Annotated in this window: 22 protein-coding genes and 1 tRNA gene; 17 read left to right on the top strand and 6 right to left on the bottom strand. The window is 69.4% G+C overall.

Features of this window, described 5'->3' with window-relative positions:
- The 6 genes from AC1HC7_RS07755 to AC1HC7_RS07730 form a co-directional block, all read left to right on the top strand.
- Nucleotides 1–1,166 (top strand): FIST N-terminal domain-containing protein (locus tag AC1HC7_RS07755; RefSeq protein WP_479498901.1); only part of this gene is annotated, 1,166 nt, incomplete at its 5' end.
- Nucleotides 1,163–3,430: a PAS-domain containing protein gene (locus AC1HC7_RS07750; protein ID WP_479498180.1), complete on the top strand. Its 2,268-nt coding sequence runs from the start codon at nt 1,163–1,165 to the stop codon at nt 3,428–3,430. The genes AC1HC7_RS07755 and AC1HC7_RS07750, both read left to right, overlap by 4 nt.
- Nucleotides 3,427–5,130, top strand: a complete 1,704-nt coding sequence (locus tag AC1HC7_RS07745; RefSeq protein WP_479498900.1) for a sensor histidine kinase — start codon at nt 3,427–3,429, stop codon at nt 5,128–5,130. The genes AC1HC7_RS07750 and AC1HC7_RS07745 overlap by 4 nt, the downstream gene beginning before the upstream one ends.
- Nucleotides 5,123–5,830: a response regulator transcription factor gene (locus AC1HC7_RS07740; RefSeq protein WP_479496223.1), complete on the top strand. Its 708-nt coding sequence runs from the start codon at nt 5,123–5,125 to the stop codon at nt 5,828–5,830. The genes AC1HC7_RS07745 and AC1HC7_RS07740 overlap by 8 nt, the downstream gene beginning before the upstream one ends.
- Nucleotides 5,823–6,521: a hypothetical protein gene (locus AC1HC7_RS07735; protein WP_479496222.1), complete on the top strand. Its 699-nt coding sequence runs from the start codon at nt 5,823–5,825 to the stop codon at nt 6,519–6,521. The genes AC1HC7_RS07740 and AC1HC7_RS07735 overlap by 8 nt, the downstream gene beginning before the upstream one ends.
- 1 nt (nt 6,522) lies before the next feature.
- Nucleotides 6,523–6,870: a hypothetical protein gene (locus AC1HC7_RS07730; protein ID WP_479496221.1), complete on the top strand. Its 348-nt coding sequence runs from the start codon at nt 6,523–6,525 to the stop codon at nt 6,868–6,870.
- Between the two features lie 54 nt (nt 6,871–6,924).
- Here AC1HC7_RS07730 and AC1HC7_RS07725 read toward each other — a convergent pair whose 3' ends face one another.
- Together AC1HC7_RS07725 and AC1HC7_RS07720 are read right to left on the bottom strand one after the other, a co-directional pair.
- On the bottom strand, nt 6,925–7,581 hold the full coding sequence (locus tag AC1HC7_RS07725) for a carbonic anhydrase (protein ID WP_479496220.1): 657 nt from the start codon (nt 7,579–7,581) through the stop codon (nt 6,925–6,927).
- 181 nt (nt 7,582–7,762) lie between these two features.
- Nucleotides 7,763–9,985, bottom strand: a complete 2,223-nt coding sequence (locus AC1HC7_RS07720; RefSeq protein WP_479496219.1) for a glycosyltransferase — start codon at nt 9,983–9,985, stop codon at nt 7,763–7,765.
- Nucleotides 9,986–10,176: 191 nt separating this feature from the next.
- Here AC1HC7_RS07720 and AC1HC7_RS07715 point away from each other — a divergent pair.
- The 5 genes from AC1HC7_RS07715 to AC1HC7_RS07695 all read left to right on the top strand — a co-directional run bounded on the left by AC1HC7_RS07715 (nt 10,177) and on the right by AC1HC7_RS07695 (nt 13,981).
- A tRNA-Gly gene (locus AC1HC7_RS07715) sits at nt 10,177–10,251 on the top strand.
- A gap of 279 nt (nt 10,252–10,530) precedes the next feature.
- The gene (locus AC1HC7_RS07710) at nt 10,531–11,826 is read left to right on the top strand and encodes a flavin-containing monooxygenase (RefSeq protein ID WP_479496218.1); all 1,296 of its coding nucleotides are present in this window, start codon (nt 10,531–10,533) and stop codon (nt 11,824–11,826) included.
- Between the two features lie 49 nt (nt 11,827–11,875).
- Entirely contained in the window at nt 11,876–12,331 is a 456-nt protein-coding gene (locus tag AC1HC7_RS07705; RefSeq protein WP_479496217.1) for a RidA family protein, read from the top strand.
- Entirely contained in the window at nt 12,328–13,002 is a 675-nt protein-coding gene (locus AC1HC7_RS07700; RefSeq protein ID WP_479496216.1) for a DUF1028 domain-containing protein, read from the top strand. The genes AC1HC7_RS07705 and AC1HC7_RS07700 overlap by 4 nt, the downstream gene beginning before the upstream one ends.
- Nucleotides 13,003–13,045: 43 nt before the next feature.
- Nucleotides 13,046–13,981 (top strand): LysR substrate-binding domain-containing protein, encoded by a 936-nt coding sequence (locus AC1HC7_RS07695; protein WP_479496215.1) that lies wholly within the window; start codon nt 13,046–13,048, stop codon nt 13,979–13,981.
- Here the strand turns inward: AC1HC7_RS07695 and argE are convergent.
- Nucleotides 13,978–15,132 carry an acetylornithine deacetylase gene (gene argE / locus AC1HC7_RS07690; RefSeq protein WP_479496214.1) on the bottom strand — a complete coding sequence of 385 codons (1,155 nt, stop codon included), beginning with the start codon at nt 15,130–15,132 and terminating at the stop codon, nt 13,978–13,980. The genes AC1HC7_RS07695 and argE overlap by 4 nt on opposite strands.
- Before the next feature lie 126 nt (nt 15,133–15,258).
- Here argE and AC1HC7_RS07685 point away from each other — a divergent pair, with 126 nt between their 5' ends.
- From AC1HC7_RS07685 to AC1HC7_RS07665, 5 genes are all read left to right on the top strand, one after another.
- Nucleotides 15,259–16,380 (top strand): ABC transporter ATP-binding protein, encoded by a 1,122-nt coding sequence (locus tag AC1HC7_RS07685; RefSeq protein ID WP_479496213.1) that lies wholly within the window; start codon nt 15,259–15,261, stop codon nt 16,378–16,380.
- Nucleotides 16,381–16,399: 19 nt separating this feature from the next.
- On the top strand, nt 16,400–17,323 hold the full coding sequence (locus AC1HC7_RS07680) for an ABC transporter permease (protein ID WP_479496212.1): 924 nt from the start codon (nt 16,400–16,402) through the stop codon (nt 17,321–17,323).
- Nucleotide 17,324: 1 nt separating this feature from the next.
- Nucleotides 17,325–18,140, top strand: a complete 816-nt coding sequence (locus tag AC1HC7_RS07675; protein WP_479496211.1) for an ABC transporter permease — start codon at nt 17,325–17,327, stop codon at nt 18,138–18,140.
- 83 nt (nt 18,141–18,223) lie between these two features.
- Nucleotides 18,224–19,273 (top strand): extracellular solute-binding protein, encoded by a 1,050-nt coding sequence (locus AC1HC7_RS07670; RefSeq protein WP_479496210.1) that lies wholly within the window; start codon nt 18,224–18,226, stop codon nt 19,271–19,273.
- A 94-nt stretch (nt 19,274–19,367) separates the two neighbouring features.
- Nucleotides 19,368–21,455: an oxidoreductase gene (locus AC1HC7_RS07665; RefSeq protein WP_479498899.1), complete on the top strand. Its 2,088-nt coding sequence runs from the start codon at nt 19,368–19,370 to the stop codon at nt 21,453–21,455.
- Between the two features lie 50 nt (nt 21,456–21,505).
- Here the strand turns inward: AC1HC7_RS07665 and AC1HC7_RS07660 are convergent, their stop codons facing one another.
- Genes AC1HC7_RS07660 through AC1HC7_RS07650 form a run of 3 tightly spaced genes read right to left on the bottom strand, consistent with a single transcriptional unit; the run spans nt 21,506 to nt 24,506 of the window.
- Nucleotides 21,506–22,201, bottom strand: coding sequence for a fumarylacetoacetate hydrolase family protein (locus AC1HC7_RS07660; protein ID WP_479498898.1), 696 nt, complete (start codon nt 22,199–22,201; stop codon nt 21,506–21,508).
- 13 nt (nt 22,202–22,214) lie between these two features.
- On the bottom strand, nt 22,215–23,300 hold the full coding sequence (gene gtdA / locus AC1HC7_RS07655; protein ID WP_479496207.1) for a gentisate 1,2-dioxygenase: 1,086 nt from the start codon (nt 23,298–23,300) through the stop codon (nt 22,215–22,217).
- An 18-nt stretch (nt 23,301–23,318) separates the two neighbouring features.
- Nucleotides 23,319–24,506, bottom strand: a complete 1,188-nt coding sequence (locus AC1HC7_RS07650; RefSeq protein ID WP_479498897.1) for a 3-hydroxybenzoate 6-monooxygenase — start codon at nt 24,504–24,506, stop codon at nt 23,319–23,321.
- Between the two features lie 186 nt (nt 24,507–24,692).
- Between AC1HC7_RS07650 and bhcB the strand changes: the two genes are divergently transcribed.
- The gene (gene bhcB, locus AC1HC7_RS07645) at nt 24,693–25,646 is read left to right on the top strand and encodes a beta-hydroxyaspartate dehydratase BhcB (protein WP_479496205.1); all 954 of its coding nucleotides are present in this window, start codon (nt 24,693–24,695) and stop codon (nt 25,644–25,646) included.
- Nucleotides 25,647–25,756: the final 110 nt, after the last annotated feature.

Raw genomic sequence — 25,756 nt, 5'->3', positions numbered from 1 at the left:
CGCGGCCCCGGGGGGGGTCGGGGCGCACCCCCCGGCGGGCCGCCGCCGCCGATCTGGGGCGCCAGAGCGGCGGCGGCGGCGGCGGCGCGGCGGCGGTGATGGTGTTCGTGTCGCCGGAATACGACATCGACGCGCTGGCCCCGGCGCTGGCGGAAAGCTTTGGAAACACGCCGGTGATCGGCTGCACCACGGCGGGCGAGATCACCGCGCTGGGCTACGAGACCGGCACCCTGACCGGGATCGCCTTTCCGCGCCGGCATTTCCGGTTTTCCACGCTGCTGCTGGATGGATTGTCGAAATTCTCCATCCATGACCGGGTCGGCGAATGCCGCGAACTGGTCGGCGAATTCGGCGAGACCGAGGGCTGGCGGCGCTTTGCGCTGCTGCTCACCGACGGCATGAGCCGGCAGGAGGAGGCGGTGCTGTCGGCGCTGGAGCCGGGGCTGGCGCCGATCCCGGTGCTGGGGGGCTCGGCCGGGGACGGGCTGGCCTTCGGGCAGACCTATGTGCTGCAGGGCGGCAGGTTCCATTCCGACGCGGCGCTGCTGGCGCTGGTGGAAACCGACTACCGCATCACCGAATTGCGCTTCGATCATTTCCTGCCCACCGAGCGGCGGATGGTGGTCACCGAGGCCGACCCCGCGCGTCGGCTGGTGCGCGAATTCGACGCCGAGCCGGCGGCCGAGGAATACGCCCGCCACGTCGGCTGCGCGGTCGAGGCGCTGTCGCCTTTCGTCTTCGCCACCAACCCCATGCTGGTGAAAGTCGGGGGCGCCTATCACGTGCGCGCCATCCAGAAGGTCGAGGACGACAACGCGCTGAGCTTCCTGTGCGCCATCGACGAGGGGCTGGTGATGGCCGTGGGCCGCGCCCAGGACATGGTCACGCATCTGGACGGCGAGCTGTCGCGCCTGCGGCGCGATATGGGCCCTCCGGCGCTGGTGCTGGGATTCGACTGCATCCTGCGCCGGCTGGAGGCCGAGATGCAGAAGAAATACCACGCGGTGTCCGACCTGCTGAGCCGCAACCGGGTGATCGGCTTTTCCACCTATGGCGAACAGTATCACGGCATGCATGTGAACCAGACTTTCGTCGGCATGGCGCTGCATGAACCGGACGCGCCGGCGGGGGGGCGCGCCGCCGGGCGGGGGGGCGCGGGACGGTGACCCTGCAGCGCGATTCGATCGAGACCCAGAACCGCAAGCTGCGCAAGATCAACCAGGCGCTGATGGCGCGGGTGGAACGCGCCACGGACATCTCGGGATCGGGCTTCGCGCTGTTCCAGACCGCGATCGCGCTGGAGGGCGAGGTGCGGGCCCGCACCAACGACCTGCAGGGCGCGCTGCATGACCTCAGCCTGTCCAATTCGCGGCTCAAGCAGGCCCATGGCGATGCGGTGCAGGCGCGCACCTATCTCGCCGACGCGCTGGAGGCGGTGCAGGAGGGGTTCGCCTTCTTCGATCCCGACGACCGGCTGGTGATCTGCAACACCCGCTTCCGGTCGCTGTTCTCGGACGTGTCGCGCAGCGTCGGGCCGGGGCTGGATTTCGCCGAATACGCGCGCCGCCTGTCGGTCAGCCGGGATCTGGTGCTGCCCGAGGGCCAGACCCCGCGCGACTGGGCGGCGTTTCGCGAGAACATGCACCGCAAGCCCCACGCCACCTTCACCGTGGAACTGTCCGAGGATCGCTGGATCCAGGTCTCGGAACGGCGCACCGCCACCGGGGCCACGGCGGTGCTGCAGACCGACATCACCGCCATGATTCGCCAGCAGCGGCGCGAACGCGACAAGATCATCGACGAACATGACCGCATCGCCCGCGCCACCATGGACCATCTGAGCCAGGGGGTCTGCACCTTCGACGCGGATCAGCGGCTGGCGGCGTGCAATTCCCGGTTCCGGGATTTGCTGAGCCTGCCCTACGACCTGACCAAGACCGGCGCCGACCTGGCGCAGATGGTCGATTACGTGTTCCGCAACGGCATCGTGCGCGGCGTGCAATCGCCGCTGGACCTGCGCGACTGGCTGGCGCGGCCGGGGTCGCGGGCGCCGGTCTCGGCGGAATTCCATCGCGGCGACGGGGCGGTGATGGATGTCAGCCTGCGCCACATGCCCGGCGGCGGCTTCGTGGCCAGCTTCACCGACGTCACCGCCAAGCGCATGGCGACGCGGGCGCTGCGCCGCGCCAACGAGACCCTGGAGCAGCGGGTGGCCGAACGCACCGCCGAACTGACCGCCGCCAACGAGGCCCTGACCCGCGAAAACGCCCAGCGCGAACTGACCGAACAGGCGCTGCGCGAGGCCAAGGAGGCCGCCGAGGCGGCGAAGCGCTCCAACACCCGATTTCTCGCCGCCGCCAGCCATGACCTGCTGCAACCGCTGAACGCCGCCAAGCTGTTCATCTCGACCCTCGGCGAGATGCCCATGGGCCGGGCGCAGGCGGAGGTGACGTCGCGCATCGCCGGGGCGTTCGATTCGGTGGAGACGCTGTTGCAGGCGCTGCTGGAGATTTCGCTTCTGGACGCCGGCGGCGCGGAGTTCACGCTGTCGGATTTTCCGCTGTCGGACATTCTCGACCCGCTGGACCAGGAATTCAAGCCGCTGGCCGCGGCGCGGGGGCTGCGGCTGCGGATCCGGCCCTCGGGGCTGTGGATCCGCTCGGACCCGCGCTATTTTCGCCGCATCGCCCAGAATCTGGTGGCCAACGCGGTGAAATACACCAGCCACGGCGCGGTGCTGGTGGGCTGCCGCCGGCGCGGCGACGCGCTGCGCTTCGAGGTCTGGGACACCGGCCCCGGCATGAAGCCCGAGGACCAGCAGCGGGTGTTCGAGGAATTCCAGCGGCTGGATCAGGACAACGAGATCCGCGGCATGGGGCTGGGCCTGTCGATCGTCAAGCACGCCTGCAAGCTGCTGGATCACCCGCTGTCGCTGCGCTCGGTCCCCGGGTCGGGGTCGGTGTTCGCGGTGGAGGCGCCGATCACGCGGCGCGCGCCCGGTCCGGCGCCGGACGCCGCGCCCGAGGATGAAAGCGCGCAAAGCGCGGTGATCCCCAACCTGATCGCGGTGGTGATCGAGAACGAACCCGAAGTGCTGTTCGCCATGACCAAGACCCTGGAGCGCTGGGGCGCCAGCGTGGTCCCCGCGGCCGCGACCGACGAGGCCGCGGCGGCGCTCAACGACCTGGGGCTGCCGCCGGACATCATCATCGCCGACTATCATCTGGACGGCGATGACACCGGGTTGCGCTCGATCGCCGCGCTGCGCGCCGCCTGGGGGGCGAAGCTGCCCGCCATCGTGGTGACCGCGGATCGCAGCGAATCGCTGGCCGGGCAGGCGCGGGCCATGGGCGTGGACCTGCTGGCCAAGCCGGTGGAGGCGCGGGAGCTGCGATCGCTGATCACCTGGCGCTGTCTGGCGGCGCTGTGATCGCCGCCCCGGCCAGCTTGCGCTTTCGCCTGATCGCGGGCGCCGGCGCGATCGCGCTGGTGGCGATCTTCGCGGCGCTGCTGGCGGCCTGGGGCGCGGCGGAAACCGTGCGCCGGATCGAACAGTCGGGCGCGGCGCAGCAACGCATGGACCTGCTGTCGGCGCTGTCGGCGCGCATCGGCGATTACGCGGTGATCGCGGTGGAGGCGGCGGGGGATTCGGCGGGGGATTCGGCGGGGGGGTTGGGGCTGGACGCCGGGGGGCCGGGCGCCGGCGCGGCGCGGCTGCGATCGAGCGCCGGGATGGTCGCCGACGCTTTTGCGCGCATCGAGCGGGCGCTGGCGGCGGGCGGGGCGTCGCCCGACCGCGCCGCCCCGGACGCGGGCGAAGGCGATCTGGCGCAGATGCGCCGCGCCGCGCGTTCGCTGTCGCTGGCGCGGATGCGGGCCCGGTTCGCGGATTTCGACGGCGCGGTGCGCGCGGCGCGGTCGCAATCGGCGCTGCGCGCGGCGCTGGACGGGTTCGCGGTCAGGTTTTCGCCGCTGCTGAACGCCGCCATCGCCGAGGAAAGGCGCAACCGCGACGCCGCCGCCGCCAGCGTCGCGGATCTGCGCCGCTGGATGCTGTGGCTGGCGCTGGGCGCCGGGCTGGCGGCGCTGACCCTGGTGATCCTGTTCCACATGCTGCTGATCCGGCCGCTGATCGCGCGGCTGGGGCTGGCCGAGCAGGCCGCCGAAGGCGTCGGGCGCGGCGATTTCGCCGTGGCGCTGCCGGCGGCGCAGCGCGACGAGCTGGGCCGGCTGTTCGGCGCCATCAACCGCATGGCGGCGCGGCTGAAACGGCGTTCTGACGCGGTGGACGAGGACCGCGCCCGGCTCAACGACACCGTGGCGCGGCGCACCGGCGAATTGTCCGAGGCCAATGACCGCCTGTCGCGCATCGACGCCGAGCGGCGGCGGTTCTTCGCCGATGTGGGGCATGAGCTGCGCACGCCGCTGACGGTGATCCTGGCGGAATCCGAACTGGGGCTGGGCGCCCGCGCCGACCCGGCGGAACTGACCGCGTCGCTGGGGATCATCCGTTCGCGGGCGGTGCGGCTCAACCGGCGCATCGACGACATGCTGCGCGTGGCGCGCTCGGAAACCGGGCAGATCGAACTGACCGTCGCGCCCTTCGACCTGGCGGCGGCGGCGCAAAACGCCATGGCCGACGCGGCGCCGCTGGCCCGTCAGCGCCGCCTGACCCTGACCGCGCGGCTCGACCCGGCATGGGCGTTGGGCGACGCCGACTGGTGCCGGCAGGTGGCGGGCGGGCTGATCGAGAACGCCATCCGCCATTCCCCCGAGGGCGGCGTCATCGAGATCGCCGCCGCGGCGGCGGACGGGGTCGCGACGCTGAGCGTCACCGACGAGGGCGAGGGGCTGGCGGAGGGCGATTCGGCGCGGGTGTTCGGACGATTCGCGCGCGGCGCCCGCGAAGGCGCCGGGACCGGGTTCGGCGTCGGGCTGGCGCTTGCGGCCTGGGTGGCGCAGCGGCAGGATGGCGCGGTGACGCTGCAAAGCCCGGCCCCGCGCCCGCCCGCCGGCGGCGCGGCCGGCGGGCGCGGGGCGCAGGCGGCGCTGACCCTGCCGGCGGCGGATGCCGGGGCGGGGATCGACAAGGACGCGGGCGCGGCGAAGGCGCATGTCGCGGATGGGTGATCGGATGGCCCGGGTGCTGATTGCGGAGGATGACGGCGACATCGCCTCGGCGCTGTCGCGCGGGCTGGCGCGCGAGGGCTACGTCCCGGTGGTCGCCCATGACGCCGCCGGGGCGCTGGCGGCGCTGGGCGAGGGCTGCGACGCGGCCATCGTCGACGTGATGCTGGGCGCCGATCGCGGCGACGATCTGGTGCGCGAGATGCGCCGCGCCGGGCTCGACCTGCCGATCATCATGCTGAGCGCCCTGTCCGGGGTCGAGGACCGCGCCCGGGGGCTGGCGGCGGGGGCCGACGATTACATCGCCAAGCCGTTCGAATTCGCCGAGCTGGTGACCCGCCTGCGCGTGCAGGAACAGCGCCGCGCCGCGTCGCGATCCGCCCGCCGCGCCGGCGCCCGCCTGACCTACGACCCGGAGACCCGCGGGGTTTCGGGCGGCGAATCGGGGGGCGGCAGGACGGTCAGCCTGACCGAGCGCGAGGGCGATCTGCTGGTGTTCCTGATGACGCATCGCGAACATGTGCTCAGCCGCGGCGAGATTTTCGATGCATTGTGGAAGGCCGAAGGCGGTTCGTCGGAAAACGTCGTCGATGTCTATGTCGGCTATCTGCGGCGCAAGCTGGCGCCAATGTCCGATTTCGGCGCGCGCATCCGCACGATAAGAGGAAAGGGGTTCATGTTGACGGAGACGCTCGATGACTAGCTTCAAACGGGCCGCGACAGCGGCGCTGCTGGCGGGGGGCCTCGCCATGGGATTGGCCCCGGGATCGGCGGGGGGCGCGTTCGCCGGACCGGCGAGCGAGCGCATCTTCGCCGAAGGGTCGCTGGCGACGCTGGCGTCGGGAACCTCGCTGATCTACGCCCACAGCCGTTCGGGATCCGGGGGCGACGAGCGGTTGCGCCCCATCGAGGACGGCGAAATCGCGCTGACCATCCGCAACGACGCCGCCGGCGCCCCGGAGGCGGTGCTGAAGCTGACCTCCGGCGGGCGGCTGCGCGAACTGCATCCGTTTCCGGTGTCCGTGGGCAACCCGATGCTGCCGACGTTTCTGGAATCGAGCTTGCGGGCCATGGCGCGCATGACCGGGGGCAGCCCGTTCTACATCCGCAACCGGATGAAGGATTCGCTGCGCAACGGCGGCGAGATCGTCGCGGTGTCGACGGAATTCGCCGGCCAGTCGGCGCCGGGAGAGGAAATCGTGTTCCGCCCCTTCGCCGGGGACAAGAACCGCGCGCGCATGGGCGAATTCGCCGATCTGGAACTGCGATTCGTCATGTCCGATGCGGCGCCGGGCGGTTTCCTGCGCTTCTCGGCGGCGACGCGGCCCGGGCCGGACGGCGCGCTGGCCTTCAGCGAGGAAATCAAGCTGATCGAGATCAGGGAGGGCGGCTGACATGCGCGTGGTTGCTGGTATTCTGGCGCTGGCCCTGGCGGGCGGCGCCGCGCAGGCCCAGAGCGTGCCGGTGCTCAACGATTTCCCCACCGAGGCGCGGGCGGATTACGTGTTCGGCTGCATGGCCGCCAACGGCCAGACCCGGGAAATGCTGTCGCGCTGTTCGTGCTCCATCGACGTGATCGCCTCGATCCTGCCCTATGAGGATTACGTGGACGCGGAAACCGTGCTGTCCATGCGTCAGGGCAGCGGCGAGCGCATGGCGATCTTTCGCACCGCCGAGCCGGCCAAGGCGGCGGTCACCAATCTGCGCCGCGCGCAGGCGGTCGGCGAGATCCGCTGTTTTTGAATTGTCCGGCCGGAGGCGGGCGCCGACAGGGCGCGCGCCCGCGGCAAGGCGAGGTCAGACCGGGCGAAAACCGCCGCTGTCCGCGTCGTAGCCGTGCAGGCGGCCCTCGGCGATGTCGATCCAGCCGCCATGCAGGGTCAGGGCGCCGCGCGCCACCGCGTCGGCGACGAAGGGGAAGGTCAGCAGGTTGTTGAGCGAGGTCGTCACCGCGCGCTGTTCGAACATGCGCAGGCGCGTGGCGCGGTCCTCGGGGAATTCGCCGGCCAGTTCCTCGTAGGTGGGGCGCAGGATGTCCATCCAGCGGCCGATGAAACTGGTGGATTCCTCCAGCTCAGGCGCCTCGCCGGCGCACATGTCGTGGCAGGCGGCGATGCCGCCGCAATCGGAATGGCCGATGACCACGATATGGGCGACTTTCAGCCAGTTCACCGCGTGTTCGATGGCCGCCGAGGTGCCGTGGTGGTCCTGATCCTGCTTGAAGGGCGGCGCCAGGTTGGCGACGTTGCGCAGGATGTAGAGATCCCCGGGTTCCGCCCCGAACATGGCCACCGTGTCCACCCGGCTGTCGCAGCAGCTGAGCAGCATGGCGCGCGGGCGCTGGCCGTCCTGGGCAAGCCGCGCATACCAGGCGCGGTTGTCGTCGAAGCGCGTGGCCTTCCAGCCCCTGTAGCGTTCGATCAGGTAATTCGGGGGAGGTCTCAGCCGGGCCATGAGGCGCCCTCCGGTCATGATGCTGCCTGTCGCTGCACGCACATACGGGCGCCGTGCCGCAACATCAACCCTGCCGGCGGCGAATGCGCCGCCGCTGGCGCCGCGTCGCAACATGGATCGCGCGGGGCGGGGCCCCGCAAACCCGGTTCGCCAGCCCGGTTCGCAAACCCGGTTCAAAGGATCAGAAAATGCGTTCCAGCAGCCGTTTCGCCATGCGGTTGGTGCGGATGAACCGCCCCAGCCGGGTGTAGGCGAGGAAATTCGAAAAATGCCGCAGCATGCCGAGGTATTTCAGCTCATGCGCCTTGGCGAGCCAGTTTTCCATCTGCGCCGGGGCCTCGGGGCGGCCGGGAGGCAGGCCGGGGATGTGGTAATTGACGTTGGGGCCGTTGGCGTTGAGAAAGGCGGCGATCTCCGCCCCGAACATGTTGTAGTAATCCCGGTGCTTCAGGGCGATCTTTTCGTAATTCACCTCCCACAGCCCGCGTTTCGAACGGAAAATGGATTCGTCGCGGATGCGGTAGCGAAACAGCGGCGCCGGGATCATCGCCCCGCGATACCCCGCCGCCAGCAGCGAGATGGTCGAGTCCCAATCATCCAGAAACATCCGCAGCGACCCGTCATGGCGCCCGGCCTGAAGGAACGCCGCGCGCCAGTAGATCAGCCCCTGGCAATTGGTGAGATTGAAGATCAGCTGGCTGGGCGGTTCGGGATTCCACGTGGACCAGAGACGAATGGTCTTGCCGTCGGAATCGCGGAAATCCTCGTTCCAGCAGCCCACGAACCCCACATTGTCATAGGTCTCCAGGATCGCCACGGCCTGGCGGTAGTAATCCGGCGTCACCACGTCGTCGGCGTCGAGCAGCGCCATCAGCGCGCCGCTTGCGGCCTCGGCCCCGGTGTTGCGCGCCCCGGCGACGCCCTGATTGGGGCCGCGCAGCGTCCGGAACCGGCGGTCGGCGTATTTCGCCTCCAGTTCCAGCAGCTTGGCCTTTGCGGCCTCGGCGGGGGAGCCGTCATCGACCAGCACCACCTCGATGGGCGCGTAGGTGGAGGCGAAGACCGATTCCAGCGTCTCGTCGATGAAATCCTGCATGTTGTAATAGGGGATGACCACCGACAGCAGACCCGGCTCCCCCGTGTCGCGCAGCGCCGTCGTCTTGGTCTCGGGCCCGGCGATGAAGGGGAACGACTTGCGGCCCGCCTTGCGCGCGATCAGCTCCGAATACAGGTCTTGCTTGGACTCGTAGAAATCGTCCGGATCGCAGGCCTGGCGGATGGTCTCGCGCGCCGCCTCGCCCATGGCGCGGCGCGCCGCGGCGGGCATGGCGGCGAGGTCGCGCACGGTTTGCGCGGCGGCTTCGATGTCGGTCACGTCCATGACCACGGCGTCGCCGCCGCGCAGGATTTCGGTGTGCCCGCCCGCCGCGTTGACCAGCGTCACCTGTCCGGCGGCCATGCTCTCGATCACCGAATAGGGGAAATTGTCGAACAGCGAGGGGTGGATCTGGGCGTAGGCGGATTTGGCCGCCGCGTCGATGTCCCCGCGCGGCGCGGCGCCGCAGAGTTCGAGCCTGCCGGCGGCGATGTCGGCGGCGAAGCGGGTTTTCAGATGCTCGGACATCTTCATGCCGGCGGGCGTGAAATCGGTGTCGCCGCCGTAAAGCTTCAGCTTCGCGTCCAGCCCGTCGGCCCAGGCGCGCTGGAAGATGCGGGGCAGGTGTTCGGCGCCTTTCCAGTAGGCCAGCCGCGAGGCCATGTAGAAATGGTCGGCCTCGCCCCCCGCCTGCAGCGGCGCGTCGGGCAGGGCGTAGGGGTTGCGGATGATGCGGGCGTTCAGCGGCTTGCCCAGATCCGCCTCCAGACGGTCGATCAGCGCCTGGCTGGGGCTGACCACCGCGTCGGCGGCGAGCAGCGAGAATTTCTCCATCACCCCCTGCCAGTAGACCGGCAGCTGGTGGGTGGGCTGATCGTTGAGCCGGTCGATCAGGTAGGTCGGCGTGTGGGCGACGCAGACCACCGGGACGCCGGCGAAGGCCGGATCCAGCGTCAGGCGGCGCTGCATCGCCATGTAGCCGATGCCGAATCCGTCGGGGGTCTCGATCAGGTCGGGCGCGCCGTCGCGCCTGGCGATGGCTGCGGCGCGCTCGGCGATGTCCACGGCCAGCGCCGGCCAGTGGCCGAATTCGCCGTATCGCGGGGTCTGCCCGGTGTTGAAGCGGATCACCCGCACGCCGTCGCCGAGGCGGTCCTCGACTTCGGGTTCGGGCAGCCCCTGTTCGGCGGAGATCACCGTCACCTCGTCGCCGCGCCCGGCGTAGAGCCGGCAGACCTGATCCAGATAGGTGGCCAGCCCGCCGCCGAAGCGGGGCGGAAATTCGAAGGTGAGAAAGAAGATGCGCATGGGATCCGGTCCGTCCTGAGCGGCGGGCGACGGCGTCGGTCCGCAGGGCGCGCGCCTGCGCGGCGCGCCTTCAACGCCCCGTTCTGGCGAGCGGGTGGGCGGTTGTCAACGCGCCCGGGGCGGCGGGGCGGGGCGGGGCATTTCGCTCTTGCGCTCGCAATCGGTTCCTATATATACCCGCCTCACAGGACGCGGGCGTAGCTCAGGGGTAGAGCACAACCTTGCCAAGGTTGGGGTCGTGAGTTCGAATCTCATCGCCCGCTCCAATTGTTCCGCCGCCAGGCGACGACATGGGCCGGCCCCCGACGGGGCCGGCCTTTTGCGTGTTGCAGCGCCCCGCCCCGGCCCCCTGAATTAGCCTCTCCCTAATTCAAACCACGCCAAGCCTTTCTTTACCCCGCGCCGCGGCGCGGCTGACACTTGCGCGCAGCCATCGGTCAAGCCGATCGTCGACAAGGCCCGCATGCCCGCCGATGGGTCAGATCAACGCCTGCAGGTCCGGTGCATCCGCCAGAATGCCCGAAAAGCCAGAAAAGGGTCCGGAAATGTCCATTGAAAAAATTGGCGTGCTCGTCGTTGGCGGCGGCCAGGCCGGCCTGGCGATGAGCGAGCATCTGAGCAAGTGCGGCGTGCATCACCTGGTTCTGGAGCGGCGGCGAATCGCCGACCGCTGGCGCTCTGAAAGATGGGATTCTCTGGTTGCCAACGGTCCGGCCTGGCATGACCGGTTTCCGGGGCTGGAATTCTCCGACCTCGATCCCGACGCCTTCGCCTCCAAGGAACGGATAGCGGATTATTTCGTCGAGTATGCGGAAAAGATCAATGCGCCCATCCGCTGCGGGGCGGAGGTGACGGAGGTGCAGAAAATCGCAGGCCGGCCCGGATTCCGCGTTGAAACGTCGGATGGCGTGATGGAAGCCGACAACGTGGTGTCCGCCACCGGCCCTTTCCAACGCCCGGTGATCCCGGCCATCGTTCCTGACGATGCGGGATTCGCGCAGATCCACTCCAGCGCCTACCGCAATCCCGCTCAGTTGCCCGCAGGCGCGGCGCTGGTGGTCGGGGCGGGGTCCTCGGGCGTGCAGATCGCCGACGAACTCCAGCGTGCGGGCAAGCGCGTTTACCTTTCCGTCGGCCCGCATGATCGTCCTTTTCGATCCTATCGCGGGCGTGACTTCGTCTGGTGGCTGGGGGTTCTCGGCATGTGGGACGCCGAGGCCATGACGCCGGACGCGGCGCATGTCACGATCTCGGTGAGCGGCGCCCGCGGCGGCCATACGGTCGACTTCCGACGTCTTGCCGCGCAGGGCGTCACGCTTGTCGGAAGGACGAAATCCTTCAATGCCGGCGCAATGGCCTTCGCGTTGGATCTTGCGGACAATATCGCCCGGGGGGATGCCAGTCACCGGTCGCTGCTGGATCAGGCCGACGCCTACATCGCCCGCAATGGTCTCGACTTTCCGCAGGAGCCCGACGCCCGCAGGATCGACCCGGACCCGGACTGCATGACCGATCCGATTCTGCAGTTGAATCTGGCGGAGGCCGGGGTGTCCTCGATCGTCTGGGCAACGGGTTTTGACACTGATTTCAGCTGGTTGAAGGTCGATGCGTTCGACAAAGACGGCAAGCCGAAGCACAATCGCGGCGTTTCGGCCGTGCCCGGCGTCTATTTTCTGGGGCTGCCCTGGCTGTCGCGGCGGGGGTCCAGTTTCATCTGGGGGGTGTGGCATGACGCCAGGCATCTGGCGGACCATATCGCCACGCAACGCAAGTATCTGGCATACCGTCCTTCCGCGCGGCTCCGGGCCGAAGACGCATCGCCAGAGGACCAGGGCGACTGAAGGCGCGCCGGGGCATTCGGCCCGGCGTCCGATCAAGGGGAGCTGAAACGTGAAACATCTGCGCATTCGCCCGTTCAACACCGGCGACACCTATCCCGAACAAAGGCTCGACAACGACCTGTGCCAGGCGGTGATCGCGCGCGGCGTCACGGTATTTCTGCGCGGCCAGTGCCCGCAGAACCTGGATGACGCGCGCAACATCGACAGCCACGACCCCGCCGAGCAGACCCGCAAGGTGATGGCCAACATCCGCCAGCTGATCGGCGAATGCGGCGGGACCATGGAGCATCTGGTCAAGCTGGTGGTCTACATCACCGACATCCGCCACCGCGAGGACGTGTATCGCGCCATGGGCGAACATATCCGCGGCGTGCATCCGGTCTGCACAGGATTGGTGGTGCAGGCGCTGGCCCGCCCCGACTGGCTGGTGGAGATCGACGCCACCGCGGTGATCCCCGAACATCTGCTGCCCGAAGATCCGGCGAACAAGGGGCCCGTGACATGACCTTTTCCATCGTCGCGCGCTGCGCGGAGACCGGCATGTTCGGGGTGGCGGTGGCGTCGTCCTCGCCCGCCGTCGCGGCGCGCTGCGCCCATGCGCGCGCCGGCGTCGGCGCCGTCGCAAGCCAGAACGTCACCGACCCGGCGCTGGGGGCGCGGGCGCTTGACCTGATGGCGCTGGGCGCCGACGCGCCCGAGGCGGTGGCGATCCTGCGCCGCACCGGCGGGCACATGGCGCATCGGCAGGTGCTGGCGGTGGACGCGCGCGGCGAATCGGCGATCCATTCCGGCGCAAACGCGCTCGGGATCTGGGCCGAGGCCCGGGGCGAAAACGTCGCCTGCGGCGGCAATCTGCTGGCCGATCCCGGGGTTGCGCAGGCCATGGTCGATGCGTTCGCGGCGTCGGGCGGGCGTCTCGGCGATCGGCTGATCCATGTCATGGGCGCGGCGCTGGCGGCGGGGGGCGAGGCCGGGCCGGTGCATTCGGCGGGCATGATGCTGGTGGACAGGGTCGCCTGGCCGGTGGCCGACCTGCGCGTCGACTGGTCCGACGACTGCCCGGTCGCCGGGCTCGCGGCGCTCTGGACCCGCTATCTGCCCCAGCTCGACGCCTATGTGACGCGGGCGCTGGACCCGCGCGAGGCGCCCTCCTACGGGGTGCCCGGCGACCAATAGCGCGCTATTGCCTGATGCGCGCCGCCGGGACAGTATCGCCGCCATGGCATTGCGCTTCACATTCCGGCAGCTCGAATACCTGGTCGCCATCGGCGAGGCGGGCAGCATCGTGCAGGCGTCCGAGCGGGTGAACGTCTCGCCGCCCTCGATCTCCGCCGCCGTCACCCAGCTTGAACAGGAATTCGGCGTGCAGTTCTTCGTGCGCCGCCACAGCCACGGGCTGTCGCTGACCGCCGGCGGGCGGCGGTTTTTCCTCGCGGCGCAGAAACTGCTGCAGGAGGCCGAGGGCCTGCGCGACATCGCCGCCGACATCGCCGAGCGGGTGCGCGGGCCGTTCGGCATCGGCTGCCTGCTGACCTTCGCGCAATTCGTGCTGCCGGAGCTGCGCAAGGCCTTCGAGACCGCGCATCCGGAGGTCCGCATCCATCAATGCGAGACCCATCAGGGGGCGCTGCTCGACATGCTGCTGCGCGGCGAGATCGACGTGGCGCTGACCTATGACCTGGATATCTCGCCGGAGCTGAATTTCGCGCCGCTGGCCTCGCTGCCCCCCTACGCCATGCTGCCCGCGGGGCACCGGCTGGCGGGGCGCGGCTCGGTGACGCCCGAGGACCTGCTCGACGATCCGCTGGTGCTGCTGGACCTGCCGCTGAGCCGCGAATATTTCCTGTCGATCTTTCGCAAGCGGGGCCTGCGCCCGCGCATCGGCGAACGCACCGGCGACATGGCGGTGATGCGATCCATGGTGGCCAACGGCTTTGGCTACGCGCTGGCCAACATCAAGACCCGCGCCGACCTGTCGCCCGACGGCAAGCCGCTGGTCTGCGTGCCGCTCGACGGCGATGTCCGGCCCATGAAGATGGGCCTGGCGAGTCCGGCGCGCGCCCGCCAGACCGGCGTGCTGCGGGCTTTCGAGGCGCATTGCCGCGAGATGGTCAGCGACGCCGGCATCCCGGGGCTGGCGCCGCTGGCGGGTTAGAGACCCGCGGCCAGCCGCGTCAGGAGCGCATCCATCATGGCGTCGCAACGGGCGAGCTGGGCCTCGGTCACGTATTCGTCGGGCTTGTGCCCCTGGGCCATGTCGCCCGGCCCGCAGACCACCACCGGCAGGCCGAGGCGCTGCGCGAACAGCCCGCCCTCGGTCCCGAACGCCACCTTGATCGCGCCGTTGGCCCCGGTGAGGGATGTCACGAACGCCACCGCCGCCGAGGTCTTTGGCGTGTCGAGCCCCGGATAGGCGTTCGTCAGGTCGATGGCGATCCCCGCCTCGGGGGCCGTGTCCTGCGCCCGGCGCGAAATCCGCGCGGCGGCCGCGCGCAATTCATCCATCAGCGCGCCGGGGTCGTCGGCGGCGAGGTTGCGGATCTCGAAATCCACCTCGCAGCGATTGGGCACGATGTTGAGCGCGGTTCCGCCCCGCATCACCCCGGCGTGGATCGTGGAATAGGGGATGTCGTAATCGCCGTCCCGGGCGCCCGTCGCCGCCAGCCCGGCCTGCATGGCGCGCAGTTCGGCGACGAAATCGCAGCCCAGATGCAGCGCGTTCAGCGCCAGCGGGGCAAGCGCGGAATGGCCCTCGCGCCCGGTGCAGACGGCGCGGGCGGCGGTCTTGCCCTTGTGGCCGGCGGCGACCGCCATGCCGGTGGGCTCGCCGACGATGCAAAGCGCCGGGCGGATGGGGGCGGCTTCCAGCATGTCGATCAGGCGGCGCACGCCGACGCAGCCGATTTCCTCGTCATGGGACAGCGCCAGATGCAGCGGGGTTTTCAGGTCCATCTTCGCGGCGCGCAGCGCGGCGGCCAGCGCGCAGGCGACGAACCCCTTCATGTCGCAGGCGCCGCGCCCGTAAAGCCGCCCGTCCCGCGCGGTCATGCGAAACGGCGGCGCGCGCCAGTCCTGCCCGTCCACGGGCACCACGTCGGTGTGACCCGACAGCATCACCCCGCCCCGGTCGGCGGGGCCGATGGTGGCGTAGAGGTTGGCCTTTTGGCCGGTGGCGTCATGGATCAGCGTCGATCGCACCCCGACCCCGGCCAGCAGATCGCGGGCATAGTCGATCAGCGCCAGGTTGGACTCGCGGCTGATCGTGGGAAAGCCGATCAGGCGATCGAGGATGTCGGCGGCGGTCATGGCGGTCCTTGTCCCGGGCGCGGTTAGGCGCTTCCTAAGCCTGACAAAGGTAAACAGTAGTTTCTCGCGAAAGGAAACTGCATGATCCCAGTGGAACGGAATCGGGATATCCGGCGGGGGGACTGCATGACGGACAGCGGCGCGATGACGGCCGTCGAGGTGCGCGACGCGGTGAAGCGCTACGGGCAGGTGACGGCGTTGCGAAAGGTCAGCCTGGAAATCCGCGACAATGAATTCTTCACCCTGCTGGGGCCCTCGGGCTGCGGCAAGACCACGCTGCTGCGCCTGATCGCCGGGTTCGAGACCGTGAGCGCGGGCGCGATCTTTCTTTATGGCGAGGAAATCGAGACCCTGCCCCCCAATCGCCGCCCGGTGAACACCGTGTTCCAGCAATACGCGTTGTTCCCGCATATGAGCGTGGCGCAGAATGTCGGCTTCGGGTTGCGGATGCTGAAGAAATCCCGCGCCGAGATCGCCGCGCGCGTTGGCGAGATGCTGGATCTGGTGCAGATGCAGGATCTGGCGGAGCGCAGGCCGCATCAGCTGTCCGGCGGACAGCAGCAGCGCGTGGCGCTGGCCCGCGCCATGGCGCCGGGGCCCAAGGTGCTGCTGCTGGACGAACCGCTGTCGGCGCTGGATCTGAAGCTGCGCCAGGCCATGCGGGTGGAATTGAAGCGCATTCAGGAGGAAACCGGCATCACCTTCGTGTTCGTCACCCATGATCAGGAAGAAGCCCTGACCATGTCAGATCGCATCGCGGTGATGAGCGCCGGCGAGGTGCAGCAGGTCGGCGCCGCGCACGAGATCTACGAAACCCCCGACAACCGCTTCGTGGCGGATTTCATCGGCGAGACCAACCTGCTCGACGTCACCGTGGCAACCCCCGGCGCCGCGGGCGGGCGCAGCCTGTGCCGCATGGCCGGGGGCGCGGCGATCCTGTGCGCGGCGGCCGGATCGCCGCGGGCGGGCGAGACCGGGCATCTGTCGATCCGTCCCGAACGCATCGCGCTGTCGGCGCCCGACGCGGCCCCCGATGCCGCCCCCGGCGCGGCGCCCGACGCCATTCTCGGCACGGTGGAAAGGCTGGTGTATCTGGGCACCGACACCCAGTATCTGTTGCGTCTGGACGGCGGCGGGCTGATCAAGGCGCGCACCCAGAACGGCCATGGCGCCGGCGCGCCGTTCCGCCCCGGCGACCGCGCCGCGCTCCGCATCGACGAGGGCGCGGCGCGCCTGCTGCTGGACTGATCCGGTGGCGGGGGGCGGCATGGGCGAACAGCCGGCGCGCGGCGCGGCGCCGGGCACGTTCGCGGCGATCCGGGGCTGGCTGCTGGCGCCGTCCTGGCTGGTGATCGGGGTGTTTCTGGTGGCGCCGGTCGGGCTGATGCTGGTGTATTCGTTCCTGACCAAGGAATTTCGCGGCGGGGTGATCTGGGAATTCTCGCTGGCCGCCTATGACCGGTTCTTCTTTGACCGGGGGCTGTTCGGCGACGAGGCGCCGAAATTCGAATGGACCTACGTCACCATCTTCGCGCGCTCGATCTGGCAGGCGGGCGTGGCGACGGCGCTGTGCCTGCTGATCGGCTTTCCCACCGCGTTCTTCATCGCCACGCGGCCCACGCGCAGCCGGTCGCTGTGGCTGTTCCTGATCACCATTCCCTACTGGGTCAACCTGCTGATTCGCACCGTGTCGCTGAAATTCCTGATCCGGGACGCCGGGCCGCTCAACGAATGGCTGATGGCGGCGGGGCTGATCGACGCGCCGATCCATCTGATCAACACCAACATGGCGGTGCAGCTGGGGCTGTTCTATTCCTACCTGCCCTTCATGGTGCTGCCGATCTACGCCTCGGTGGAACGCTACGACTTCGCCCAGTCCGAGGCGGCGGCGGATCTTTACGCCGATCGCTGGACCACGCTCAGGCTGATCCTGCTGCCGGCGGTCATGCCGGGGATCGTCGCGGGCTGCATCCTGGTCTTCGTGCCCAGCCTGGGCGCCTTCCTCGCCCCCGACCTGCTGGGCGGGGCGAAGAATTTCATGATCGGGTCGCTGATCGAGGAGCAGTTCAAGGGCAATGCCGGCAACTGGCCTTTCGGGGCCGCCGCCGCGATGATCCTGCTGTCCATGGTGCTGGCGGTGCTGATGGCCTACGCGCGCCAGCAGTCCCGCGCCGGACGGGAGCGCGCCTGACATGGCCGCCCCGAAGATCAACATCCGCCGCTATCCCGGTTTTTTCCCGGCGACCATCCTGTGCCTGGCGCTGCTCTATGCGCCGCTGATCATCGTCATGGTCTATTCGTTCAACGAATCCAGATCGATCACCGTCTGGGGCGGGTTCAGCCTGAAATGGTATGGCGACGTGTTCTTCGGCCCGGAGGCCGAGAAATTCGCCGCCGCGGCGTGGAATTCCCTGTCCATCGCGGCCATGGCCGGGACCGCGGCCACCATCATCGCCACCGCGGCGGCGGTGGGGATGATGCGCGGCGGCGATTTCCGCGGCAAGTCGGCGAGCTTCGCGCTGATCAACCTGCCGCTGATGGTGCCCGAGATCGTCACCGCCGTGGCGACGCTGATCTTCTTCAGCGCCATCGGCTTCACGCGGGGCTACGCGTCGATCCTGATCGCCCACATCACCTTCTGCATCCCCTTCGCCTACATGCCGATCGCGGCGCGGCTTCAGGGCGTCGAGGCGGTCTACGAACAGGCGGCGATGGATCTTTACGCCAGCCGCGCGCAGGCGTTCCGGCTGATCCTCGCGCCGCTGATGGCGCCGGGGATCGTGTCGGGGTTCCTGCTGGCCTTCATCATCTCGCTCGACGATTTCATCATCACCAATTTCGTCAAGGGCGCAGGGGTCGAGACCCTGCCCACGGCGATTTTCGGGTCGGTGAAACAGGGGATAAAGCCCAACATCATGGCGATATCGACGCTGATGCTGCTGGTGTCGGTGGGGTTCGTCACGGTGTCCTATGTCGTCGGCAGGATCGGGGCGCGGCAAGGCCGGTGACGGGGCCGCGGGGGGAGGGGGCGCCCATGAAACGCGCGACATGCAAGACGGCGAAACAAGACAGCCAACAAGGAGAAGGCATCATGAACGGAGTTTTGAAATCGGGCGCCTCGGCGCTGGCGCTGGCGCTGGCGCTGGCCATGACCGGCGGCGCGGCGCAGGCCGAGGGCAAGCTGTCGATCTACCACTGGTTCGAATACATCCCGCAGGACCTGCTCGACAAGTTCAGCGCGCAATACGACGTCGAGGTGACCATGGACACCTACGATTCCAACGAGGCCATGCTGGCGGCGCTGAAAGCCGGGGGGCTCGGGACCTACGACGTGGCGGTGCCGGGCGACTACATGGTGCAGATCATGGCCGGGGAGGGGCTGCTCGACGACATCGCGCCGGGCGAACTGAAGAATTTCGCCAATATCCAGCCGCAATGGGTGGACGTGCCGTTTGATCCGGGCCGCAAGCATTCGATCCCCTATCAGTGGGGCTCCACCAGCTTTTCGGTCAATCGCGACGTCTACAAGGGCGATATCTCGACCACCGACATCATCTTCGATCCGCCCGAGGAGCTGCGCGGCAAGATCAACGTGCTCGACAGTCAGGGCGAAGTGATCGCGCTGGCCTCGCTGCACATGGGCATCCCGCAATGCTCGAACGACCGCGAACAGTTGAAGGCGCTGGACGCCATGCTGCAGAACGCCAAGCAATACTGGGCCTCGTTCGGATCGGACATCGCCAAGGACGTGCTGGTGTCCGGCGACGCGGCGGCGGGGATGATCTACAACGGCTTTTCCGCCAAGGCGCGCGAGGAAGGCGCGAATGTGGAATACGCCTATCCGCGCCAGGGCTACGTCGCCTGGATGGACAACGTGGTGCTGCTGAAGCAGGCGCCCAACCGGGCCAACGCGATCCTGTTCATGGATTTCCTGCTGGAGCCCGAAAACGCCGCGGCGGTGACCAACTACGCGCAATACACCGCCGGGGTGAAGGGCGTGGACGCGCTGCTTGACGCGGCGCTCAAGGCCTCGCCCGAGGCCAACCCGCCCGCCGACGCGCCGGCGGGCACCTTCATCGCGGTGTGCGACGAGCAGACCCAGGCCTATTACGACGCGATCTGGACCCGCCTGAAGAAGTGATCTCGGCAATCATGGCGCCGGGCGGGTTGTTCGCCCGGCGCCCGTCTGCGCGACCCTGACACAGAAAGATCCGAACCGGAGGCGCGTCAGAACCATGGCCCGCGACCCACGTTACGACATCCTGTTCGAACCGGTGCAAATCGGCCCGGTCACCGCCAAGAACCGGTTCTATCAGGTGCCCCATTGCAATGGCGGCGGCTATCGCGACCCCTCGGCGGCGGCGGCCATGCGGCGCACCAAATCCGAGGGCGGCTGGGGGGTGATCTTCACCGAACAATGCGAGATGCATCACAGTTCGGAAATCACGCCGTTCATCGAACTGCGCCTGTGGGACGACCAGGACATGCCGATGCTGGCCAAGATGGCCGACGCCATGCATGAACACGGGGCGCTGGCGGGGATCCAGCTGGCCTATTCCGGCATCAACGGCCCGAATCTGTATAGCCGCGAGACCCCGCGCGCCCCCACCGCGTTGCCGATCCGCACCTTCACCAACGACCCGGTGCAGGCCCGCGCCATGGACCGCCAGGACATTCGCGACCTGCGGCGCTGGCATCGCAACGCCTTCCTGCGCGCCAAGGCGTGCGGCTTCGATCTGGTCTGCCTTTACGGCGCCCACGGATTCGGGGTGATCCAGCATTTCCTGTCCACCGCCACCAACCAGCGCAGCGACGAATACGGCGGCTCGCTGGAGAACCGTTCCCGGCTGATGCGCGAATTGATCGCCGAAGGCCGCGACGCCATCGGCGACGCCTGCGGGCTGACCCTGCGCCTGTCGCTTGACGAGATGATCGGCGATCTGGGGTTCTCCAACGCCGAGCTGCGCGACATGATCGAGATGCATGGCGACCTGCCCGATCTGTGGGATCTGGCCCATGGCGCGTGGGAGGATTGCTCCGGCCCCTCGCGCTTCAAGGACGAGGGCGCGCAGCAGGCCTTGGTCGAAGGCGTGCGGGCGCTGACCTGCCGGCCTGTCGTGGGCGTGGGGCGCTTCACCTCGCCCGACGTGATGGTCAGGCAGATCCGATCCGGGGTGCTGGATTTCATCGGCTGCGCGCGGCCCTCCATCGCCGACCCGTTCCTGCCCAGGAAGATCGAGGAAGGCCGGATCGAGGACATCCGCGAATGCATCGGCTGCAACATCTGCATCTCCGGCGACATGACCATGTCGGTGTCGCGCTGCACGCAGAACCCCACCTTCATGGAGGAATGGCGCAAGGGCTGGCACCCGGAACGCATGAACCCCAGGGGCGCCGGCGGCGGCGTGCTGGTGGTGGGCGCCGGCCCCGCCGGGCTTGAGGCCGCCCGCGCCCTGGGCATGCGCGGCTACAAGGTGGCGCTGGCCGAGGCCGGGCGCGCGCTGGGCGGCCGGGTGGCGCGCGAAAGCCGCCTGCCGGGGCTTGCGGCCTGGGGGCGGGTGGCGGATTACCGCGAATACCAGATCAGCCAGATGGCCGATGTGGACGTGTTCCCGGACAGCGCGCTGAGCGCCGACGAGGTGCTGGAGTTCGGCTTCGCGCATGTGGCGATCGCCACCGGCGCGACCTGGCGGCGCGACGGGGTGTCGCGCCAGCACGTGGTCCCCATGCCCATCGATCCGGGCATGGCGCTGTGGACGCCGGATGACCTGATGGCGGCCAATCTGGCGGGCGGCGACCTGCCCTCGGGCGCGGTGCTGCTGTATGACGACGATCACTACTACATGGGCGGCGTGCTGGCGGAGCTGCTGGCGCGGGCCGGCGCGAAGGTGACGCTGGTGACGCCGGCGGCCTATGTGTCGGAATGGACCAACAACACGCTGGAGCAGGCGGCGATCCATGCGCGGCTGGCGGATCTGGGGGTGGAGATCGCGCTCAATCGCGGCGTGACGGCGATCGGGCGCGATGCGGTGACCACCAATTGCGTGTTCACCGGGCGGTTGGCCGAACGCCCCGCCGACGCGGTGGTCATGGTCGCCTCGCGCCAGTCCGACGACGCGCTGTGGCGGGCGCTGCAGGCGCGCCGCGCCGACTGGGCCGGGGCCGGGATCAGCACCATCCGCGCGATCGGCGACGCCGAGGCCCCGGGCCCCATTGCCTGGGCCACCTATGCCGGGCACCGCTACGCGCGCGAACTGGAAACCCCCGATATCGGCGACGCTCTGCCGTTCCGCCGCGAGGTGGCGATGCTGGCGGCGGACTGAGCCGCGCCTGCCCGGCGCGGCGCTGCGCGGTCCCGGCGCTCGGCCCCGGGCTATGCGCGCGGGGCGATGGTCGTCGTCACCGCGCCGAGCCCGGCGACCTCCGCCACGCAGACATCGCCGGGGACCAGCTTGCCGACCCCTGCCGGGGTGCCGGTGTAGATCAGGTCGCCGGGCCTTGTTTCCATGCTGCGCGACAGGATGGCGATGATCTCGGGGATCGACCAGATCAGCTCGTTCAGGTCGCCCGCCTGCCGGGTCTCGCCATTGACCGAAAGCCCGATGCGCCCCTGCGCGACATGCCCCACGGCGCTGACCGGATGCACCGGCCCGCAGACGGCGGAGCGGTCGAACGCCTTGCCCCAGTCCCAGGGGCGCCCGGCGGTCTTCGCCGCGGTCTGCAGATCGCGCCGGGTCAGATCGTTGCCCACGGCGTAGCCCCAGACATGAGACAGCGCCTTCGCTTCGGGGATGTCGGCGCCGCCGCGGCCCATGGCCACCACCAGTTCGGCCTCGTGATGCAGGTTCTCGGTCAGCGGCGGGTAGGGGATGGTCGCGCCGTCATCCACCACCGCGTCGGCGGGCTTGGTGAAGAAGAACGGCGGTTCGCGATCCGGGTCCTTGCCCATCTCGCGCGCATGGGCCGCGTAATTGCGCCCGACGCAGAAGATGCGGCGCACCGGGAAGCGGGTCTCGGCGCCGGCCACGGCGACCGAGGGCGCGGGGGCGGGGGGGAAAACGTAATCCATTGTCGCGTCCTTCTCAGGCGTTGCCGCGGTCTTCGCGCCACAGGCCCAGCTTCTGCTGCGCCGCGCGGTCGGAAAAGCTGAACATCACGGTTTCCTCATCGGCCTCGTGAGACACCCATTTCCAGCTCGGAATGACGAAAATGTCCTTCGGCCCCCATTCGAAAACCCGCCCGTCGACGGTGGAGCGCCCGCGCCCCTCGGCGGCGACGCAGATGGCGGCGTCGGTGCTGCGATAGGCGGCGGTCTTGAACCCCTTGGGCAGCAATTGCAGGAACGGCGCGATGGTGGGCATGGCATAGCCGCCGTCCACCGGGTTGACGTAGCGCATCTTCAGCCCGTGGCAGGGGTCGAAATCCTGCTGGCGCTTCATGGTTTCCAGCGCCTCGCGCGAACGCGCATAGGGGTAGTGGAACAGCGGCGAGGCGATCCCGTCCGGCGTGTGATCCACCGGCAGCATGTTGGCCCCGTAGCGCGCCAGCGCGTCGCCCTTGGGGCGGGTGAGGGGCTGTTCCTCGGCGCCGTGGCCTTCCGCGAAGGAGGCGTCGAAGGCGGTGACCATGGGGATGTCGAGCCCGTCGAGCCAGATCACCGGGTCGCCGCCGTGATTGCCGTGATCGTGCCAGGCGCGCGGCGGGGTGATGACGAAATCGCCGAACGCCATGTCGGTGCGTTCGCCGTTGACGCTGGTGTGCCCGCCGGCGCCGTCGAGCACGAAGCGCAGCGCCGATTGCGAATGGCGGTGCGAGGGCGCGACCTCGCCCGGCATCACCAGTTGCAGGCCGGCGTAAAGCGAGGTGGTGATGCGCGACTGGCCGCGCATGCCGGGATTTTCCAGCACCAGCACCCGGCGTTCGGCCTCGCGCGCGGTGATCAGCGCCCCGGCCTCCAGCAGATAGCCCCTGGCCTCGTCAAAACGCCACAGATGCGGCTGGCAGGCGCTTTTCGGCTCGGGGGTGATGATGTCCGACATCACCGCCCAGAGCGGCGCGTAGTCGCGCTTGCCGATCTTGTCGTAGAAGGCGCGGCGCTCCGGGGTCGCGACGGGGCGTTCGGGGCTGGGGTCATTCGGCGACATGGCGATGGTCTCCTTCGGCGACATGGGGGCGGTCTCCTTGGGTCAGACGGCGTCGAGCCCGGCGCCGCCATAGAGCCAGGCGAGCCGGTCGTGCCAGTCCTCGGCGGTCATCCCCGCCATGATGTGATTGCGCACCGCCGCCTGCGGCCCGGCGGGATGGTAGATGTATTCGCCGATCAGGCGCGAATTCATCTGCACCCGCGCCGTGCGCACCGCGCGCTGTTTCAGATAGGCGGCGAGCGCGGTTTCGACCTGATCATGGGCGGCGAACATGCGCGACAGGCACACCGCGTCCTCCAGCGCCATGCAGGCGCCCTGGGCGAAATATTGCAGCATGGGGTGGGCGGCGTCGCCCAGCAGCGCCGCGCGGCCATCCACCCAGTCGGCGATCGGGTCGCGGTCGCACAGCACCCAGAGCCGCCAGTTCGCGCCATGTTCGATCACCTGGCGGGCGCGCGGCGCGATGTGTTCGAACCCCTCGCGCACCTCGTCGGTGGGGACCGGGCGCCCGGCCACCGCCTCGGTGGCGCCGCGATGATAGGTGACCACGAGGTTGAACACCTTCCAGCCCTTCAGCGGGTAATGCACGATATGGCATTTCGGCCCGGCCCAGAGCGTGGCGGCGTTCCAGCGCAGATCCTCGGGCATGTTTTCGGTGGGGATCACCGAACGATAGGTGACATGGCCCGAGACCCGCGGCGCGCCGTCGCCCACCATCTGGGCGCGGATGTTCGATCGCAGCCCGTCGGCGCCGATCAGCGCCCGGCCGGCGATCGCGTCGCGCCCGTCGCAGATCGCGCGCACCCGCGATCCGTCCTGATCGTAGCCGGTGACGCGGTGCGAGGGCCGCAGGTCCACCAGATCGCTTTGCGCGCAGAAATCCAGCAGCACCCCGTGCAGATCGCCGCGATGCACCACCGCATAGGGGTTGGCGAATCGCTTGCGGAACGGCGCGTCGAGCGGGATCGCGGCGATCTGGTCGCCGTTGGTGGCGTCCATCAGCCGCAGATGGTCGATATAGACCGCCTTGGCGCGCATCTCGTCGCCGACGCCCAGATGATCGAAGCAGTGAAAGGCGTTGGGGCCGACCTGGATGCCGGCGCCGAGTTCGGTGAACGCCTCCGCCTGTTCCAGCACCACCGAGGGCAGGCCCTTCTGCGCCAGGCCCGCCGCCGCGGCGAGCCCGCCGATGCCGCCGCCGGCGATGATGATCCGCCCGTCCTCCCGCATGATGCTGCGCCCCTCCCCGGCTTGCGCGCCCCGGTTCGTTCGCCGCCGGGGTCGAATCGTCTTAGCCGGTTTTGCGCCGCCCCGCGACCCTGTCGTCGGGGCGGCGCGCAAGCGCGGTTGGACAGCGGCGCGCCGCGCGCCCATGCTGGGCGCGGATAGCGGGCCGGGGCGGGAGCAAGAGCGCAGATGAAAATCCCTGATTTCGACGACGTTCTGGCGGCGCATGCGCGCATCGCCCCGCATGTCCGCCGCACGCCGGTGCTGACCTGCGCCCATATGAACCGCCTCGCCGGCGCCGAGCTGTTCTTCAAATGCGAGAATTTCCAGAAGGCCGGCGCCTTCAAGGCGCGCGGCGCGGCGAACGCGGCGTTCGGGCTTGACGCGGCGCGCGCGGCGCGCGGCGTCGCCACCCATTCCTCGGGCAATCACGGCGCGGCGCTGGCCTATGCGGCGGCGCGACGCGGCGTCGTCGCCACCATCGTCATGCCCGACAACGCCCCCGCCGCCAAGCGGGCGGCGGTGCTGGGCTATGGCGGGCAGGTTGTGGAATGCGCGCCCTCAAACGCGGCGCGCGAGGCGGCGCTCGCCGCCATCGTCGCCGCGAGCGGCGCCGATTTCGTCCACCCCTACAACGACCCGCGGGTCATCGCCGGGCAGGCGACCTGCGCGCGCGAATTGCTGGAACAGGCGCCCGGGCTTGACGCCGTGGTGGCCCCCATCGGCGGCGGCGGGCTGGTGTCCGGGACCTGCCTCAGCGTCGCGGCGCTGGCGCCGGGGGCGGAGGTCTTCGCGGCGGAGCCGAAAAACGCCGACGACGCCCGCCGGTCGCTCCGCGCCGGGCGGATCATCGCCGACGACGCGCCCCTGACCGTGGCCGACGGGCTGAAAACGCCGCTGAAGCCGCTGACCTGGCATTTCGTGTCGCGGGGCGTCGCCGACATCCTCACCGCCACCGAGGCCGAGATCATCGCCGCCATGCGCCTGACATGGGAACGCATGAAGATCGTCATCGAACCGTCGAGCGCCGTGCCGCTGGCGGTCATGCTCAACAATCGCGCGGCCTTCGCGGGCAGGCGCGTGGGCGTCATCGTCACCGGCGGCAACGTGGATCTGGACCGCCCGCCCTGGCTGGCGGCCTGACCCGCACCGCGGGGCGGCGGAGGCAACGTAAAGCGGCTTTCGCCATTGCCTCCGGCGCTTGAACCTGACATCCGGAATGGGTCGAGGCAATTTTCGCCCGACTTGAATTC

The sequence above is a fragment of the Oceanicella sp. genome (genome assembly GCF_056449545.1).
This window is presented reverse-complemented; position numbering and strand designations above follow the sequence as displayed.